We start from the raw sequence: 18,472 nt of genomic DNA, 5'->3' as shown, positions 1-18,472 counted from the left end.
ACGCCGGTGGAAGTCCGAAAAACGCTGGATGGCAGACTGTTTGTCTGGTACAAAGGTAAGCCCTACCCCTTGATGGAAGCAACCCGGAACAAAGCGGCAAAAACTCCTGAAAAGAAAAAGGAGAGCTCAGAAAAGAAATCGTACAAGCCAGGACCTGATCATCCTTGGCGCAAATATAGGCCCACGAATTCAAAGGAACTGAAACCGGCTTGAATGAACTGAGGTCAAAGTAAATATATCAGTGACATATTCACTGACGCGTTAGTATGACATTTTCACTGACGCTTGACATGCAAGCATGCTGCCGGCGGCGCTCAAAAAAATTTGCCAATTTGTCCAAAATCGGGGACCGCCCGCCATGTTCGGAAAGGTACGGCCCGGATCGGAGAAAAAGGAAGATTTGGGTGGCCGCGGGAATCCATAAGGAAAGTCCCGCATCCGGGACCTTTCGGAAAAAAGCGCTTGCCGCCGGGAAAGCCACCGGCATCTCCGCAGCCCCCGCCGGAAAAAGCAGTTGTCACCGGACGAGCGATCGGCATGTCCGTTCGAACTCCGCCATGATTGAAAAGGGAACTGGGTCGTGTTAGACAAACCGCCCCGGTTAATCGGACAACGGATGCGATGATGGACATTTGTCCCCGCGATCATGGACGTTCTTTCCGGGATGACGGTTATTTTTTCGTTTATGCCGGACAAATTTTTTCCCTTGTTGAATGTAAGTGTTAAAATGAAGAACAAAAGGTTGAAGATGGCGGACCGTCCCATGGGGTGTCGTACGACTATTTCCAGATGCCGGAATCCGTCCTTGTGGGATTGTGCGTTTTTCTCGATGCCGCATTTTCCGACCCTGAAGAACGGACATACCGGTCCTATGCAGAACAATATCCGGCCGATCATGCCGAAAACCTGCCCCGGCCATCCCATAGGGCCGAGTCATGAAGAAGGATTCGGGGGAAGCGGCCCGGACAAGCGGACCCGGCGGCCTTCTCGCGAAATTCCCGACGGTCTAAATGGGACGGGAAGGGATTGGAACAGGGAAATCATTCCAACCCCGGCATCGCAAGCCCGGAAAAATGGAAAATCCGGAATCTTCTCAACGATATTGACGCTGAGAGGAAAAAAGAATAAGATTATACATGCATTTGTTGTCAAATTTTGCCTCAAACGGTTAACGATAATCCAAGGAAACGGGGAAAGGAACATGCGCTCGGAAAAGTGGAAACGAAAACGGAAAAAACGGCGCCTGAAAATATTCCTGATCGTTTTGGCCGTCCTCTTTTTAGCCGTCTCCGCCTATTTAATATCCATGCTGATTTCTGCCAACAAAGCCCTCGAGACGATGCACCAGCCGATTGCCAAATCGGATAAACGGCAGACGGAGTTGTCCCTGAAAGACAAAGAACCCTTTTCCGTCCTGCTCCTCGGCGTGGACGAACGGCCGAACGACCGGGGACGCTCGGACACGATGATCGTTTTGACCGTCAATCCGAAAACGGAATCGGTCAAAATGTTAAGCATTCCGAGGGATACCTACGTCGAAATCGTCGGGCGCGGGACGAAGGACAAGATCAACCACGCCTATGCCTTCGGCGGTGTAGAAATGTCGGTAAAAACCGTGGAAAACTTCTTGGATATCCCGATCGACTACTATATCAAAATCAACATGGAGGGCTTCGAGGAAATTGTGGATGCGGTCGGGGGAATCACCGTGTATAATGACATGGATTTGCGGCACGGCAGCTACCATTTCCCCAAAGGGGAAGTGACGCTGGACGGAAAAGAGGCCCTGGTGTTCTCCCGCATCCGCAAAGAGGATCCCCGGGGAGATTTCGGCAGGCAGCTGCGGCAAAAATTGATCATCCAAGCGATCATGAATAAGGCGGCAAGCGTCTCCACCCTATGGAATTACCAGGACATGTTTGCTGCGCTGGGAGACAACATAAAAACCAATTTAACCTTCAACGACCTTTTGAATATCCAGAAAAACTACAGCAACGCCCGGAAAAACGTAGAGCAATTGCAGTTTAAAAAAGGCTCGGGGGGATATATCGGAAATATTTGGTACTATTTCGCGGATGAAGAGGAACTGGCCGATTTCCAAAAAATTTTAAAGGATCATTTGGAAATCAGCTGAACGGAAGCCTTAACATCCATCCGAGCGATCGAAAAGCGGAAGGGGCCCGGAACGGACGGTGAAAGTCCGCCGGGCCTTTTATTTTGCCGAAGATTGCCGAGAAAAGAAGGAGAAATTCCGTCGTTTGCGTCGTATTTCTGTCGCGCTTTCCCGGGCAGCCGTCCTCCATGTCCGGATTTATTTTTGAAGCCGCTTATTGTATAATAATGGTGAGGGAATTTTGAATAATTCGAAATCTTTGGTTGCGGGTGATCGGTTTGAACAAATTTTTAAAAATTTTCGCCGCCCTTCTGTTTCTGACCGGGGCGGCGCTCGTCGGCTATTCCCTGTTTCAAATCTGGGACGGCAAGCAAAAGGTGGAAGCGAAAAAAGAAGAGGCGAAAGAATTGATCGACAAGAAGCAAATCACCGTCAACGGCAAAAAAGTGCCGGCCGAATCCATCGACGTGAACAAGCTTGCCTTTAACAAAGGAGACACGATCGGCCTGTTGCTCGTGCCCAAATTGAACAAGGAGCTCCCGATCGTCGAAGGCACGGATGAGGACGATTTGGAAAGGGGCGTCGGCCATTACGAAGGGACGGCTCTTCCGCTGCAAAACGACCAGATCGTTTTATCGGGCCACCGGGATACGGTCTTCCGGCAATTCGACCAATTGGAAATCGGCGACTCCTTCATTTTGGAGCTTCCTTACGGCAGTTTTGAGTATCAAATTTACGATACCGAAATTGTGGACGCCGATGATACTTCCGTCATCCGTTCCACCGCCCCCGAGGAAATATTGACGGTCACCACCTGCTATCCTTTCCGCTACATCGGAAACGCGCCGGAACGCTTCATTTTTTACGCCAAGCCGGTTTATAAGAAAAACGGATAGGATAAAGGGCCGGGCCGGCATTTCAATTCCGTCCCGCCCTTTTTCCTTTATGGGCGTGCTTCCCCGTTTTGATCCGCCGCACCGCGCAAGGGTTTCTTTTCTTGCAGGGCCTCCATGTATACCCGTTCGAATTTTTCCGCGCCCGCCAGATGGGAAAAGGATTGTTCCACCTTCCTTCGGGCCCGGCCGGCCAGCCGTTTTCGCAACTCCGCGTCACGAAAAAGGGCGGTCATCGCCCGGGACAGCTCCCGGACGTTTTTTTCCTCCACAAGCAAACCGTCTTCCCCGTCGGTGATGATTTCCTTTAATCCCCCTACCGCCGAGGCGATGACCGGAGAACCGGAGCCCATCGCCTCCAGGGCGGAGATACTCGTCGCCTCTTCCACCCCGGCGGAATGGACGCTCGGGATCAGGACGGCATCGCTGATCGTATAATATTTCATCATTTGTTCATGGGGCACTTCGCCGAGAAGAAGGACGCGGCCGTTCAATTTTTTTCCGCCGATCTCCCTTTTCAGCCGTACAGCTTCCTCCCCCGCCCCGGCGTAGACGAGTTTCGCTCCCGGCAAGTCCTCTTTTGCAGCGGCAAAGGCCAAAACCGGATAAATGACCCCGTTTTTCTCCGTTAACCTTCTCGGGACAAAAAAGATAAAATCCTCTTGGGAAAAGCCCAATTCTTCCCGGTATTTTTCATTATCCTCCTTATCCGGATTGAATTCCTCCACGTTGATAAAATTCGGGATCGCCGCCGCTTCTTTTCCGCTTAAATTTTTCACATAAGCTTGGATGCGCCTGTCCACCGCCACCAATCGGTCCGCCAGCCGGTACGCCTTTTTTTCCATCTCCAGCAGCCGTTTTTCGTAGATGCCACCCGGTTCGACGCTTCCTTTGCTGACGGCTTCGTACGCCAGATAGCCGTGGACGGTCAGCACCACGGGAAGGCCAGTGGCCGCGGATGCGGCCGCCGCCATCACATCCTGGGCATTGATCAGATCGTAACGGGAAGAAGCTTCCGCCAAAGTTTTTCGCAAAATTTCGCTGCGTTTTTGTTGGCTCCAATAAAACCCCGCACCGTGTTCCCGGCGGTTGCGGAGATAGCTGCCGCCCCTCACCCAATACCGCTTGACAAGGGGAACATCCGAAAACGAGAGAACATCCACCCCATGGCCGCGATGTTCCAACCCGGCCTTCAATGTTTTTACATGGGAGGACAGCCCGCCGCCGTGGGGATAGGCGAAGGCGGTGACCATCAAGATTTTCATCGGTTTTCCTCCAATTAAAGAAAATGCCTTTTCTTTTCAATTTTTCCTTTGCTGGTTTTATTATACGTGATTTTCCTCCCCGCCGGGAAAGCCTTTCCGGATCCGTGCCCCCGTTGTCTTCGGGATTACCTCCGGTTTCCTCGGCTTCCGCGCCGGAAAAGCCCCTTTCCTTTCAGCCGGCGGAAAAGACCGCTGGGCCTTAGTACCGCTAATTTCCTTCCGAAGGTTTGCGCCATTCCGGGTGCACGAAAAAAACGGGCGAAGAAAGAACTATGTGAACTTAAGACACCCCCAAATGATTGAGCAAAGCCCACGAAAAAACCGGGCGGCGAAGGAACCGGACCTTCGGATGGAAGGCCTGGCGGCTTCCGCCCATCGCGGGGAACGAGCATGCCGGATCCACTATTCCTCCGCCGGAACCGCGATCCGGGAAAGATGATGTACGGGGATGAGAATTCAAGATTCATTGGCATATGAGTTGCTGCGGGTTAAGAAACCCTCCTTTCAGGCAGGGTTAGGGACCTAAAAGGGAACGGTCTTCTTTTTTCGGCACAAAAAAGCGTCCCAAAAGCGAACGCGCCGCGAACACTTTTGGGACAATCTCTTCATCCATTTATTCCATTATTTTTTTTCGGTTTCGGAAGCGGGTGTAAACGGCCAGCGCCGAGGCCGTGAGGATGGTCAGCAGTCCCGCGGCCAGGAGGTTTCCATGGTTTGTCGCAGTATCGGGGAGGCTGCCCGACGAATCGTTTGTTCCCGTATCCGTTCCGCCGGTGCTGTCGTTTCCGCCGGCTTGGTTGTTGCCGCCGCTGTCATTCCCATTTCCGGTGTTGTTCCCGCCGGAGTTATTTCCTCCGTTGTTCCCGCCGTTGTTGCCGCCATTGCCTCCATTGCCGCCGTTGTTGCCGTCATTGTCACCACCGTTGTTGCCGCCGTCATCACCGCCATTGTCGCCGCCGTCGTCACCGCCGTCATCACCGCCGCCGTTGTCATCCCCGTCTTCCTTCTTGGCGATGGTGAAGGATTGGACGGTTTCGTTCCCGGCCACGTCAACCGCCTTCAATGTGAAGGTGTTTTCGTCATCCGGCAGGTCGAGGGTCAGTTCCAATGTTTGCGAAAATTCTTTCTTGCCGTACGGAGCGCTCAAATCTTTATGGAAGATTTCGCTGTCGTTCAAATACACCCTTAACGAGTCAAAGTTGTCTTTGACACCGACGGTTACTTTCGCCGTTACCGTCTCGGGGCTGACGGTCTTCGGCACCTGGGTCAAATCGAATTCGGGCCCTGTCGTATCGACGATAAAGTTGCGCACGATTTGCGATTCATTGCCCAGCTTGTCGACGGCCTTGATCTTAATTTCGTGGTAATCGTCGTCAAGTTCCAATTCCTTATAGAAGACGTAGCTGCCTAAGAAATTATTATACTCCAGTTCCGCCGGTTCCCCATTGATGTAAACGGCTTCCACGCCGGACGGATCGGAAACCAATCCGGATACTTCCACCGGGGAAGTATTGAGAACAGCCAATTTTTCCGGCGTAACCCAAAAGATTTCCGGCCCGATCTTATCTTCGCCTTCCTGCAGAACGGTCTTCGCCTGGTTGCCGGCATCGTCAAAGACGGCGACTTCCAGCCTTTGTTTTTCATTCACGATCTTTTCCAGTTGGACTTCCTTTACCGCCGGCGAGATTGGGCCAAACACCGATTGTCCGTCGACAAGCACTTCCCAATATTGTACGCCCTTGTCATCGGAAAATTCGGCGGCAATCTTTCCCGTTTCCGTATCGAAAGTTGCCTGGATCTGGGGCGCCTTCGAGTCCACCTTGACCGGCAATTTTAAAGACTGGGGTCTCGCGCCGGGATAATCGATGACCGTCACGATTTCCAGATAGTATTGCCCGTCGGGCACCGGTTTCCCGTTCACAAGGCCGTCCCATCCCCAGAGATCGGACAAATAATAGGGCGCAGTCGCGTCGTAACTCTTCGGAAGATTATATTCCGTCGCCAGCACGCGAAGCAGTTTCCCGTCCTCATCGAGGACATTCACCTGCAAGGATTTGGCGTTCCGGAGCAGGGAAAGGACCGGCACTGCCTTGTTGTAGGCGCCATCGTTCGGCGAAATGGCGATTTTTTCCGGATTGTAAGTTTTCAAAGCGAGATCGTATCCCAAGTAGGAATAGTCTCCATCTTCGGTGGGGGTGAGCACGCCCGTGAATCCGTAATAGGTTTCGAGATCCCAGACCGGCGCGTCAACGATGGGCGCCTGATCCCATTTCCCTTTAAAGCCGGCATAGGGCACGGAGAGGGCCGGGTTTGTGTCCGAAGGATCGGTCAAGAGAATGAACCCTTCCAGCCAATAACCGTTGGGGAAAAATGCTTTCAAAGCTTCATCCACTTTGGAAACGTCCACGGTGACGGTAAAATCAACGGAACCGTGGGCCGGAACATTGATGCTGGCTTCTTCCTGACCGTTCACCTTGACCGTGGCCCTATTTTTTGCCAGATCCAAAGACTCCAACTGATCGGGAGCCACGAATCCGCCCTTAACAGGCGCATCGGTCTGCACCGTGCCCTTCACCTGATAGCTCACATTTTCGTCCGAAAAGTTGGTGGCCGTTAGCCGGAAGGTAACCGTATTTTCGGTGACTTCCTTCAAGGCGACCTTCGCTTCCCCCGTGTTTTTCTCCGTCACCACGACGGGAGTGGACAGGGCCGCGTTGATTTGCATCAGGCCCGCCCCCTGCCTGCGGGGGGATTCATAGGTGTTTACCCCGTCTTTCACCGGTTGGGCGGTGTTCATTAACAGATTCTTCGCCAAATGCACCCGGTCGGCCAAGGTCCGTTTGAATTCCCGATCCACCCGCTCGAGGACCAGCGCCGCGCCGCCGGCAACATGGGGCGCCGCCATGGAGGTGCCGCTCATGACTCCGTACTGATTGTCGTTGAGGGTGGAGAGGATGTTCCCGCCGGGAGCGGTGATTTCCGGTTTGAAATCCAAGTTGGGCGTCAAGCCCCAGGAGGAAAAGGCGCTCATTTTCCCCGCTTCCGGATTGGCAATGGTGACTTTTTCGTCGCCAAAGGTGATTTGAACGGTTTTTCCCGCATCGAGGGCTTTCGCCAAATTTTCTCCATCCACTCTCGAAATAAACAGCTGCGGGATGACGATGGCCGGATCCGTAGCCATGTCCAAGTATCCGTCCTCGTTATTATAGATGATCGCCCCTTTGGCCCCCGCCTTCTGGGCGTTCAGCGTTTTCTCGACGAAAGAGATTTTTCCCCGTTGAATTAACGCAAATTTTCCCTTCACATCTTTCCCATTAAAGTCTTCCGGGTATCCCAATCCGACATGGACCAGCTCAAAGGTTTTCTCGTAATAATCCTTCGGATGGGCGCTTGAAGCGGACTTATAGCCGACGGTTCCCTTCGTTCCATCGATGTCATATGCAAAGGCATCCAAATCGATGAAGCTGTTTTCAAAGGAGGCGACTTGGAGGGATTCATAGGCTACCCCCGGCGAGCCGACCAGCCCGTAGTCAGGATTGGAGGCATAAGGAACGGAATATCCATCTCCAAAATAATTGGAATTCCCGGCCGAAATGGAAACGAGGATCCCGCTGTCCATCGCCCGTTTCACGGCCTGCTGTTCCGGATCATCCGGCGAGACGAATCCGGCGGGAGAACCCAAGCTCAGATTCAGGACATCGGCCCCCAATTTGATGGCGTCGTCCATCGCTTTGACATAAACATCGCCGTAGGTGTATCCGGCATCCGGATCGTTGCCGAAGACTTTCAGCGCCAAAAGCTGGGCTTCCGGAGCGACCCCCAGGATGCCACCATTCGCTTCATCCCCGTTGGCGCCGACGATCCCGGCAACATGCATGCCGTGCATGGAAGCAGCCGAACCAAGATCGCGGATTTCATCCGATTGGTCCATATAATTGTACCCGTAAGGGACTTTGTCCGTATAGAACTTGCCGGGGAGCCCGTTGTCTTTGACCAGCTTTTCCACTTTTTCCTTGGATAATTTGGCCTTCGATAGATCCGTCAATTTCATGTCTTTATGGGTGTAGTCGATGCCCGAGTCGACGATCCCGACGACCATCCCTTCGCCTTTAAAACCCGCCGCCTGCCATGCCTTTTGGGCTTCGACCAATTCTTTGCTGTATTTCATTTCCGGTTTTTCTTTCGGGCGTTCGTATTTGTTGGAAATGAAGACGTTTTTCACCTGTTTGATCTTTTCGATTTTCTCGATATCCTTGTACTTTACTTCCGCGCTGAAACCGTTATAGATGGTCGTAAATTCATGCAAAAACTTAACGGCGATTTTTTTGTCTTTGATTTGTTCTTTCACCCGGTTTTGCTCTTCCAGGATTTTTTTCTCCGCATTTTTCCGCGTGGCCGCCGTCAATTCGGAAAATTTTACGTTTTTCTTCGCCAAATCGACGATCGCCGGATCCTCTTTCAATTCCACGACGACGCGAACCTTTTCATCCGGATCGTACCGCTCTCCGTCCCTCTCGGAAAGCGTCCGCCCCGGCTTGATTTCCGGACGGTTCACATCCAGCTTTTTGACCGGCAAGCCGCCGGTTTTGGCATATGCGGGCAACTGGATGGAAAAGGCTGAAAAAATCAACAAAAAAGCGAAAAAAATGTTAAAAAATTTCTTTGCCATTCATCTGCTCCTTTCCTTATGAAATTGAAATTTTACAAAATAGAATTCAATGAAATCCTCCCGCCCGATTGCACCCCCATTTACCATAATTAAACTAATTTAGTAATAATTTAAAACTATCATAACCAAATTGTTATGTAAATACAAAAAATTATAGATTTTACGATATTTTTCTACAAACCTTTTTTCCTCCGAAAATTCCTTCCGCCATTCGGATCCGGTCCGGACCGGGCATCTTTTCTTTCCTCGTCCGGATCGTGGATTCCCGAATTTTTGACAAAATCAGCGGACAAAAACATGGTTTGACAAAATATGTAAATCCCTGTATAAAGAGGGAAAGACCTTAAGGCGAAGGAAGCGGAAACCGGCCGGTAATGGAAAGGGGGAAAGACATGCGCGGGAGCCGGAAATAACCTGCCGGGGCGAAAAACCGGTTGTAACATTTTTTTCATTCTTACGTCTATACCATTGATGATTTGACTCATTTGGAAAAAAATGAAAAAGAGAAGCCTTTAAGTCAACTTTTGTCGAAAGGGGGAATTTTTTTGGAAAAAACGAAAAAAAGAAAATGGAGACGGATCGTATTGACCGTGCTGACGCTCTTTCTTGCCGCCTTCGCCGGCTACCTATATCATATCTATCACTCCTTTTCAAAAACGATGGAATCGATGCACCAGCCGATCCGCAAGGTTTCGGAAAAACGGGAGGAAGAAGTCCGTTTGGAAAAAGTCGATCCCTTCTCCGTTCTGCTTTTGGGCGTGGACCAGCGGAAAAACGACCGGGGCCGCTCCGATACGATCATCGTCATGACCGTCAATCCGGAGAAAAAATCCGTCGAAATGGTCAGCATTCCGCGGGATACGCGGACGGAAATCGTCGGAAAAGGGATCGAGGATAAAATCAACCACGCCTACGCCTACGGCGGTGTGGAGATGGCCATCGACACGGTGGAAAATTTTTTGGACATTCCCATCGATTACTTCATCCAAATCAATATGGAAGGATTTAAAGAGATTGTCGATGCCGTCGGCGGGATCACCATCGACAACGATTTTGCCTTTACTTATGAAGGGGAACATTTCCCCGCGGGAAAAATCACTTTGAACGGGGAGCAGGCCTTAAAGTATTCCCGGATGCGGTACGAGGATCCGCGAGGGGACTTCGGAAGGCAAGAGCGGCAGCGGAAAATCATCGAACAGGTGATCAAGGAAGGGGCCAGTTTCAGCACCCTCACCCGTTACGGGGACATTTTCCAAGCCCTCGGGAAAAACGTCCGGACGAACTTGACCTTTTCCGAAATGGTCTCCATTCAAAAAAATTATAAACAGGCAGCCGAAAACATCCACCAGCATCAAATCCAAGGACAAGGCAAAATGATCGACCGGATTTATTATTACATCGTCCCGGAGGCCGAAAGGCAAAAATTGCAGTCGCTGTTGAAGGAGCATTTGGAGATCAGTTGAATTACGGGCGGTTTTTTACCGTTTTTTAATACGCGAACCGATGGGCGGATGGCCTCGACGAAACCGCTAGAGAAAAAATCAGCCCGCAGAATGTGCCAAAATTCTGCGGGTTTTTAAACCGGGTTATACCCAAATAATTTGGAATTTGGTCCCGCCTCTGATATAGGAGAGAAGCGGCAGGTCTTCATCAATCACCCTTCCGATCACATTCACCCTTTCGTCGGCGGGCAAGTTTCTTTTTGCGATCTGCAATTCCCCTTCATATCGTCCGTATCTTTCATTATCCAGCGTGATGGCGCCAACCGGCCGTTCCGTCGTATTTTCCGGACGGACGGGTTTTCCGGCGAGTTTTTCCACGCGGGACTGTTCGGACCGGACCACGTCCCTCGCCTCATCCGGACGGTTCGATTGGGGAACCGAGAACCGTTCCTTCAAATCTATATCGTTTAAAAAATATTTGGCCCGCAAGATGATCAACCGGTTTTGGTACGCCTCGAATTGCCTGTAAGTATGTTCCCCGATCGACCGATCGCCGATAAAGACTTTATCGACACCAAAGTGATGGCGAAGATCCAGAAAGCAAACGAAAGGGGATTGATGCCGATGATCTTCCAAAGTCGGCAATCCTTCATAGGCCGGCCCCCTCCTTTCCCCGTCTCCGGGAACGAAGGCCATAACCTTCAAGCCCTGTTTTTTCAGCCATTCATTTTTTACCGAAAACCCTTCCCTGCCCAATCCGGTTTCCGGACGGGGATAGTAGTTGTGCCACGCTTCCACGGAACGGACATCCATTCCGTACCGGTCCAAAAGCTCCAGCTGCTCTTGGGAAAGGGTGCTGGCATTTAAGGCGATCTTCACCTTTTTGGAGAGTTCGGCAACGGTTTTTTCAGGGATCCCGTAATCGATCCGTAAACCGGTCAGCCCCCAATCCAAGAGGACATCCGCGTCATCCCATGATAAACCCAATCTTTGCAAAGATTTTGTGGAAACGTCCGCATATAATTCCATGCCCAATTTTTTGGCAATCTTCCCCAGCGATTGGATCCTTTCTTTGTAAACGGCCTGATCGTCTTCAGGGATATGCAAAGAAGTGAAAATCTGTGAAAACCCGATTCGTCGCATTTTTTCCACATATTCTTCCTGCTTCTCGAAGCTTGGTTCCCCCAAATAAACGGATATGCCCAGCATCGCCACATCTCCTTTCGGTAAAGGAAGAAAAAAGGGAGAGCTGAAGGCATTTCTCCCTTTTTCCATATATGAGGATTAGATATCGTTTGCCATTTCTTCTTTAAATCCGAACAGATAGGTAAAGATAAATCCGCTGATGTAAGTAATGACAAGGCCTAAGAAATAGATGAGAAATTTGTTGTCCACAATCAACGGAATTAACGTCAATCCGGAAACACCGATCGATTTGGCGGCAGTGCCCATGACCGCTTGAAACGCCCCTCCGACGGCGGCTCCCAAACAGGCGGTAACGAAGGGACGGCCCAAGGGAAGGGTTACACCGTACAGCAACGGTTCACCGATACCCAAGAATCCGACGGGCAAAGCGCCCTTGATGATGTTCCGCAAACGTTTGTTCCTCGTTTTGACGTAGACCGCGATCGCGGCACCCACTTGACCGGCTCCTGCCATCGCCAGTATCGGCAAAAGCGGGGTGGATCCCAGCGTGTTTATCAGTTCCAGGTGGATCGGCGTCAATCCGTGATGCAATCCGACCATGACAAGCGGCAGGAAGAATCCCGCTAGAATGGCGCCCGCTACCACACCGCCGACATCCAATATGGTCTTGATCCCGTTGGTAATGCCGTCAGACAAAACCCCGGCAATGGGTTGCACGGCGACAATCGTTATCAATCCTACCGTCAATAAGGCCAATAAGGGAGTAAAGATAATGTCCACTGCACTCGGGACCACTTTTCGGAACAACTTTTCAAAATAGACCATCAACCAGGCGGCGAACATAACACCGATCAATCCGCCCCGTCCCGGGGTCAATGCCGAACCGAACAACGTGATTTCCGCCAATGCCGGATTCATGATGATGATGCCCGCCAAAGCCCCAAGAACCGGCGTTCCGCCAAATTCTTTGGCCGTATTCCAGCCGACGAGGATGGCCAAATAGGAGAATATTCCGCCGCCCAAGAGAAGCAAAATTTTCATCCAAGTTTCTTCTCTGCTTACTCCGGCGTTGATGGCGAAGTTAGCGATTCCGTTAATAATACCGGAAGCAACCAACCCTGGAATCAACGGGATAAAAATCGAAGCGATTTTCCTTAAAAGCGCTTTAAATGGAGTGTTGTTTTTCTTTTTGATTTGTTCTTTCGTAAGTTTTGCAATGTCGTCTTCGTTAACGTTCAGCGTTTCTCCCTTCCGAATCCCGGTCAATTTTTCAATTTCGTCGGCGACTTTGTTCACCGTCCCCGGACCTACGACGATTTGCAGCGTATCATCTTCGACGACGCCCAAGACGCCGTCAATTTCTTTGATTTTGTTGATATTTGCCTTTTGATAATCTTTTAATTGCAAACGCAGCCTCGTCATACAGTGGTTGAAAGATTGGATATTTTCCCCGCTCCCGATCGCTTCCAATATCTCTTTGGCCAATCTTTCCTCTTTTTTCAATTTTTACCCCCCAAACGTTTATAAAGTTTTTCGGATGAATCCTTTTGCCTTTTTCAATTTTTCCACTGCCTCGTCGTAGCTGCAATTTAATAAAATCATGGTAATGGCCGCCTTCACATTGCGCTTTGCTTCTTCGAAAAATTTTTCCGCCGTCTCATAGTCGACCCCGGTGGCTTCCATGATGATCCGCTTCGACCGTTCAATGAGTTTATGATTGGTCGGGCGGACATCCACCATTAAATTTTTGTACACTTTCCCAATTCCGATCATGGAGACTGTGGATATCATGTTCAAAATCAATTTTTGCGCGGTACCGGCCTTTAAACGGGTGGAACCCGTCAGCACTTCCGGTCCGGTTTCGACTTCGATGGCCACATCTGCCAATGTTCCGATAATCGAATTTTTATTATTGCTGATACTTACCGTTTTCGCCCCGATGGATTTGGCGTATTTCAAGGCGCCGATCACATACGGGGTTCTTCCACTTGCGGCAATGCCAACCACCGTATCAAGATTTGTCAGCCGAATCGCCTTTAGGTCATCACCTCCCATTTGTTCATTGTCTTCCGCTCCCTCCACGGCGCGGGTAAAGGCTTCTTTTCCTCCGGCAATAATCCCTTGAACCATGGCGGGATCGGTTCCGAAGGTGGGCGGACATTCGGCCGCGTCTAAAACCCCCAGCCGCCCGCTCGTTCCCGCTCCGATGTAGATCAGCCTTCCCCCGCGCCGAAAGGAATCAATCACCATTTGTATAGCGCTTTCAATTTTGTCAATCTCTTTGCTGATGGCTATCGGTACGGATTGATCTTCCTTATTCATAATCTGCAATATTTCTTTAATGGACATCTGATCTATATCCATCGTATTCGGGTTTCTCTTTTCTGTTGTCAGTTGCTCGAGCATCCGGCCACCCTCTTTTAAAGAATTTTATTTCCTTTGTATAGAATTTTATTTTCAATTAAATTGTAATTCTAATGAAATTTTTTGTCAATTTATTTCTTTATTTTTATGAAATTTAATTTCTAAACGGTCAGAAATCCCCCTTTCCGCCATATTCCTTAATTTTTATCTTCTCAAGCGAACGACTTCATTTCTCGCCTCATGGAACTGGCTGAGGATCGATTCTCCCTTTGCCTGGAAAATGCTTAAATAAAGGGCGTCGATAATCGTAAGCTGAGTCATCCTTGACGGGATGCTCCCGATTCGGTAATCGGACTCGACGACGGGCGTGCACAAACGGATGTCCGCCTCTTTATACAGCGGCGATTTCCCGATATTCGTGATGGCGATCACCTTCGCTCCCTTGCGCTGGGCAAAACGGGACAATTCCAACACATCCTTCGTTTTCCCGGACATGCTGATGGCAAAAAACACATCGTTTTTGCCCATGTACGGAATGAACGACAACAGGGAATGGAAATCATGGGTAAAGGTGCAATGGTAGCCCAGCCGCATAAACTTGTAATAACCGTCAAATGCGGCGGTTGCCGATCCGCCGACACCGTAAAAAACCAGCTTTTCCGCGTTCAATATCAGATCAATGGCCTTTTCATACTCCTTGCGGTCGAGGGAGGCGGGGATCGTCTCGATGGCCGATTTATTCACGTACGTCACTTTTTGAAACAGGTCATAGGGGCCGTCCTTTTTATGAAGAATGGAAAAGTCGGTCAAATTCATCTCGGTCAATGTCAATTCTTTAACGAGTTCCAGTTTAAAGGATTTGAAGCTTCCGATTCCGATGGACTTGCAAAAGCGGATGACGCTGGACTCGCTGACGCCGCTGTTTTTTGACAAGTCCTTGGTCGTCATATGCGGCACCAGGTTCGGATGCTCCAAAATATATTGCCCGATTTTCCTTTCCGCATCAGACAGCCTCGATAAATTTTGTTCAATTCTGGATAACAATGAGCTCATTTCGTTTTCCTCCAAGCGTCAGCAGTTATTGGCTTTTTTTCATTTTCCGACCCCATTCATCGGCTCCGTAAGGACCGGCCGTTCCATGTTCCCGAGCATTTTTGGGCCGGAGAACCGGGGAGAAATCTGCTCAATATTTAACATAATAATCGGCAAGGCGAAAGTCCTTTTTAAATAATTATCAAAGAAAAAACGCTTAAAATCAATTCAGCTTCATGCAAAATTTTGTTTGGAAGAAAATTTCAAAGTTATATTATAATGAAGTATAGCCAAATAGCTACCGTGGAAAACGGGTTTTCTTTCTGCAAAATAATGAAAGGGCTGTCAAAACGCTTGCCCAGATGGATTTGTTTGCCAAACATGCCTGCAATATGAAGCCTGTTCACATGCATGTCGTTTTCTCATTTTAAAGAGGCACCACCTAAAGACAGGATCAGCCAACGACCAGAAAAAATCCCATTAAAGAACGGAAGTGAGCGTATGCCTCTCTTGACCGAAGATTTCAAACAAAAACTCATCTCCATCGTCGGGCCGGAAAATGTGGAAGATTCCCAGAGTGCCAGATTGGTCTTTTCCTATGATGCGACTCCCCTGTACCAGTCGATGCCGGATTGCGTCGTGGCTCCGAGAAATACGGAGGAAGTGGCGGAAATCGTCAAGCTCTGCAACGAGCACAAAATCCCGATCGTCCCCCGGGGATCGGGCACGAATTTGTCGGGGGGCACGTCGCCGGTAAACGGCGGCATCGTTCTGCATTTCCGGCACATGAATCAAATTTTGGAGCTGGATGAGGAAAATTTGACGGTAACGGTCCAACCGGGCGTCATCACCCAGCAATTGATCGAATTCGTCGAGCGACAAGGGCTGTTTTATCCTCCCGACCCAAGCTCGATGAAAATCTCCACGATCGGCGGCAATATCAGCGAAAATTCCGGCGGCTTAAGGGGGCTGAAATACGGGGTTACGAAGGATTACGTCCTCGGATTGGAAGTGGTTCTGGCCAACGGCGGCATCATCCGCACCGGCGGAAAGCTGGCGAAGGACGTGGCCGGCTATGACTTGACGAAGTTGATCGTCGGTTCGGAAGGCACCTTGGGCATTGTAACGGAAGCGACGCTGAAACTGCTGCCGAAACCGAAAACGAAGAAGACCCTCCTCGCCTTATACGACGACATCGACCGGGCGGCGGAAACGGTCTCCAAAATCATCGCCTCCCGGATCATTCCCGCCACCCTGGAATTTTTGGATCAGCCGACATTAAAAGCCGTGGAAGATTTTGCGAAGATCGGTCTGCCCACCGACGCCAAGGCGGTCCTGCTCATCGAACAGGACGGGGAGGCCGAAACCGTTCAAAAGGACATGGAAAAAATCGAAAACATTTGTTACGAACAGCACGCCATCTCCGTGCAAACGGCGAAATCGGAACAGGAGGCCCATGCCTTGAGCGCCGCCCGCCGTTCCGCCCTCTCCGCCCTGGCGCGGCTGAAGCCGACGACTATTCTGGAAGATGCCACCGTTCCCCGTTCCCAAGTAGCGGCAATGGTAAAAGCCATTAACGAAATCGCGAAAAAATACGACGTCACCATCGCCACCTTCGGCCATGCGGGAGACGGGAACCTCCATCCGACCTGCACCACGGATATCCGCGATAAAGAGGAAATGGAACGGGTGGAAAAGGCCTTTGCGGAAATCTTCAAAAAAGCGATCGAACTCGGCGGCACGATAACGGGCGAGCACGGCGTCGGGCAAATGAAAGCCCCCTATTTGGAATGGCAGCTCGGGGAAGAAGGAATCCGGGTGATGAAGCAAATCAAACAGGCCCTCGATCCGAACAACATTTTAAACCCCGGAAAAATCTTCGCCAAAGAAACGAGGAAAAGGGTGATCCTGCACCGGTCCTGAACGCGCGGCAGCTGTGATCACGTCCGAAAGACCCTTGCCCCGGCGGAAAACCGGGCAACCTCCTGATTCCTGCCTGCAGGATCAGGGGCTCGGCTCCTTATGAACTCCTTATGAAAATCCGTCACGAAATTCCTTCAAAATCGCCCTTGCGGTCGATCGCCGTTTAGCTGTCTTGAAAAAATATCAAAGCGTGGTGAATCAAATGTCCTCCTTGACAAAACAGAGATCCGTCCAGCAGGACTTTCGGGAAAAAATGGACGAGGACGAACTGTTAAACTGCATGCGTTGCGGATTCTGCCTCCCCGCATGCCCCACCTATATCGAAACGGGAAAAGAATATTATTCTCCCCGGGGAAGGATCGCCTTAATGAAGGCCGTCCGCGACGGCATGATCGACGCCTACGAGGAAGTGGAGCATACCCTGAACGTATGCCTCGGATGCCGGGCCTGCGAACCCGTTTGCCCCGCGGGGGTAAAATACGGACATCTTTTGGAGGAAGCCCGCCACATCTTCGAGCAGTACAAAACCCGCTCCCTGCCCGTCAAAGCGGTCCGCAAAACCGTGTTTGAAGGGCTGTTCCCCCATCAGAACCGGATGCAGGCGGCAACGAGCCTGGTCGGCTTTTACCAGCGTTCGGGATTGCAGAAAGTGGCGAGGAAAATCGGTTTTCTCAAGCTGTTCCCGAAAACGATGGCGGAAATGGAGAAAATTTTGCCGGATGTCCCGAAGAAAAAAGAGATGAAAGGCCGCAGGCGGCATTTCCCGCCCATCGGGGAAAAGAAGGCGACCGTCGCATTTTTTGCCGGCTGCTTAATGGATACTTTGTTTCTCAAAACCAATGAAAATACGATCCGCCTGCTGCAGCTGGCGGGCTGCGAAGTCGTCGTTCCGGAAAACCAGGGATGCTGCGGGGCGCTCCACGGCCACAGCGGCGAAAAGGAAAAGGCGAAAGAATTGGCAAAACGAAATATTGAGGCCTTCGAACAAACGGATGCGGATCATATCGTCCTCAACGCCGGCGGCTGCGGCGGCTACTTGGTCGATTACGACCATTTATTGAAAGATGAAAAAGACTGGCGCGAACGGGCAAAACGTTTCAAAAACAAGGTAAAAGACATTACGGAAATCTTGGTGGAATTGGAATTTCACAAAAACGTCCCCCTGCATTTGCCCGGACAAATCCTTACCTACCAGGATTCCTGCCATTTGCGGAACGTAATGGGGGTGCATGACGCGCCCCGGAAACTGCTTCAGGCGATCGAAGGGGCCGCCTTCGTGGAACTGGAAGGCGCGGACAAATGCTGCGGTTCGGCCGGGATTTATAATATTCTGCAGCCCGAGATGGCCAATCAAATCCTCGATCATAAAATGGAAAAGGTCAAAATGACCAATGCCTGCACCATCGTCACCACCAACCCGGGATGCCTGATGCAAATGAAAATGGGAATCGAACGGCACGGCCTTTCCGGAACGATGCGCGCGGTGCATATTGCGGATTTATTGATGGAAGCATCCGTGGAAAAAGGGAATATGGGATTACAATAATCACATCAATGGGAGGACGATTCCGAAAAAATCCGTCCTCCCTTTTTTCGGGTTCCTGTTATCCAGGTATAAATGAAAT

The 18,472-nt window shown here is 50.6% G+C and carries 11 protein-coding genes and 1 pseudogene; 6 read left to right on the top strand and 6 right to left on the bottom strand.

Features of this window, described 5'->3' with window-relative positions; genetic code table 11:
• The 3 genes and pseudogenes from A3EQ_RS22790 to A3EQ_RS0109630 all read left to right on the top strand — a co-directional run.
• A pseudogene (locus A3EQ_RS22790) lies at nt 1-213 on the top strand (ISNCY family transposase); the annotation flags it as partial.
• 988 nt (nt 214-1,201) lie between these two features.
• Nucleotides 1,202-2,134, top strand: coding sequence for an LCP family glycopolymer transferase (locus tag A3EQ_RS0109640; RefSeq protein WP_026499874.1), 933 nt, complete (start codon nt 1,202-1,204; stop codon nt 2,132-2,134).
• Between the two features lie 257 nt (nt 2,135-2,391).
• Nucleotides 2,392-3,009: a class D sortase gene (locus A3EQ_RS0109630; RefSeq protein ID WP_235597132.1), complete on the top strand. Its 618-nt coding sequence runs from the start codon at nt 2,392-2,394 to the stop codon at nt 3,007-3,009.
• A gap of 47 nt (nt 3,010-3,056) precedes the next feature.
• Here A3EQ_RS0109630 and A3EQ_RS0109625 read toward each other — a convergent pair whose 3' ends face one another.
• Together A3EQ_RS0109625 and A3EQ_RS20885 are read right to left on the bottom strand one after the other, a co-directional pair.
• The gene (locus A3EQ_RS0109625; RefSeq protein WP_020154963.1) at nt 3,057-4,271 is read right to left on the bottom strand and encodes a glycosyltransferase family 4 protein; all 1,215 of its coding nucleotides are present in this window, start codon (nt 4,269-4,271) and stop codon (nt 3,057-3,059) included.
• 613 nt (nt 4,272-4,884) lie between these two features.
• Nucleotides 4,885-8,940: a S8 family serine peptidase gene (locus A3EQ_RS20885; RefSeq protein ID WP_051091411.1), complete on the bottom strand. Its 4,056-nt coding sequence runs from the start codon at nt 8,938-8,940 to the stop codon at nt 4,885-4,887.
• Nucleotides 8,941-9,479: 539 nt separating this feature from the next.
• Here A3EQ_RS20885 and tagU point away from each other — a divergent pair.
• Nucleotides 9,480-10,403 (top strand): polyisoprenyl-teichoic acid--peptidoglycan teichoic acid transferase TagU, encoded by a 924-nt coding sequence (gene tagU, locus A3EQ_RS0109600; RefSeq protein ID WP_040369313.1) that lies wholly within the window; start codon nt 9,480-9,482, stop codon nt 10,401-10,403.
• A 123-nt stretch (nt 10,404-10,526) separates the two neighbouring features.
• Here tagU and A3EQ_RS0109595 read toward each other — a convergent pair whose 3' ends face one another.
• The 4 genes from A3EQ_RS0109595 to A3EQ_RS0109580 form a co-directional block, all read right to left on the bottom strand.
• Complete coding sequence (locus A3EQ_RS0109595; RefSeq protein ID WP_026499872.1) at nt 10,527-11,591, bottom strand: DUF871 domain-containing protein; 1,065 nt, start codon at nt 11,589-11,591, stop codon at nt 10,527-10,529.
• A gap of 75 nt (nt 11,592-11,666) precedes the next feature.
• Nucleotides 11,667-13,031 (bottom strand): PTS transporter subunit EIIC, encoded by a 1,365-nt coding sequence (locus A3EQ_RS0109590; RefSeq protein WP_020154956.1) that lies wholly within the window; start codon nt 13,029-13,031, stop codon nt 11,667-11,669.
• An 18-nt stretch (nt 13,032-13,049) separates the two neighbouring features.
• Nucleotides 13,050-13,934 (bottom strand): N-acetylmuramic acid 6-phosphate etherase, encoded by an 885-nt coding sequence (gene murQ, locus A3EQ_RS0109585; protein WP_020154955.1) that lies wholly within the window; start codon nt 13,932-13,934, stop codon nt 13,050-13,052.
• A gap of 162 nt (nt 13,935-14,096) precedes the next feature.
• Nucleotides 14,097-14,945, bottom strand: a complete 849-nt coding sequence (locus tag A3EQ_RS0109580; RefSeq protein ID WP_020154954.1) for a MurR/RpiR family transcriptional regulator — start codon at nt 14,943-14,945, stop codon at nt 14,097-14,099.
• A gap of 480 nt (nt 14,946-15,425) precedes the next feature.
• Here A3EQ_RS0109580 and glcD point away from each other — a divergent pair, with 480 nt between their 5' ends.
• Complete coding sequence (glcD, locus tag A3EQ_RS0109565) at nt 15,426-16,847, top strand: glycolate oxidase subunit GlcD (RefSeq protein ID WP_020154951.1); 1,422 nt, start codon at nt 15,426-15,428, stop codon at nt 16,845-16,847.
• A gap of 202 nt (nt 16,848-17,049) precedes the next feature.
• Nucleotides 17,050-18,393 carry a (Fe-S)-binding protein gene (locus A3EQ_RS0109560; RefSeq protein WP_026499871.1) on the top strand — a complete coding sequence of 448 codons (1,344 nt, stop codon included), beginning with the start codon at nt 17,050-17,052 and terminating at the stop codon, nt 18,391-18,393.
• Nucleotides 18,394-18,472 lie beyond the last annotated feature (79 nt).

This window comes from Caldibacillus debilis DSM 16016 (assembly GCF_000383875.1).
Lineage (GTDB): Bacteria > Bacillota > Bacilli > Bacillales > Caldibacillaceae > Caldibacillus > Caldibacillus debilis.
Note: the sequence above shows the minus strand (reverse complement) of the source record. Positions and strands in the feature narration are given on the sequence as shown.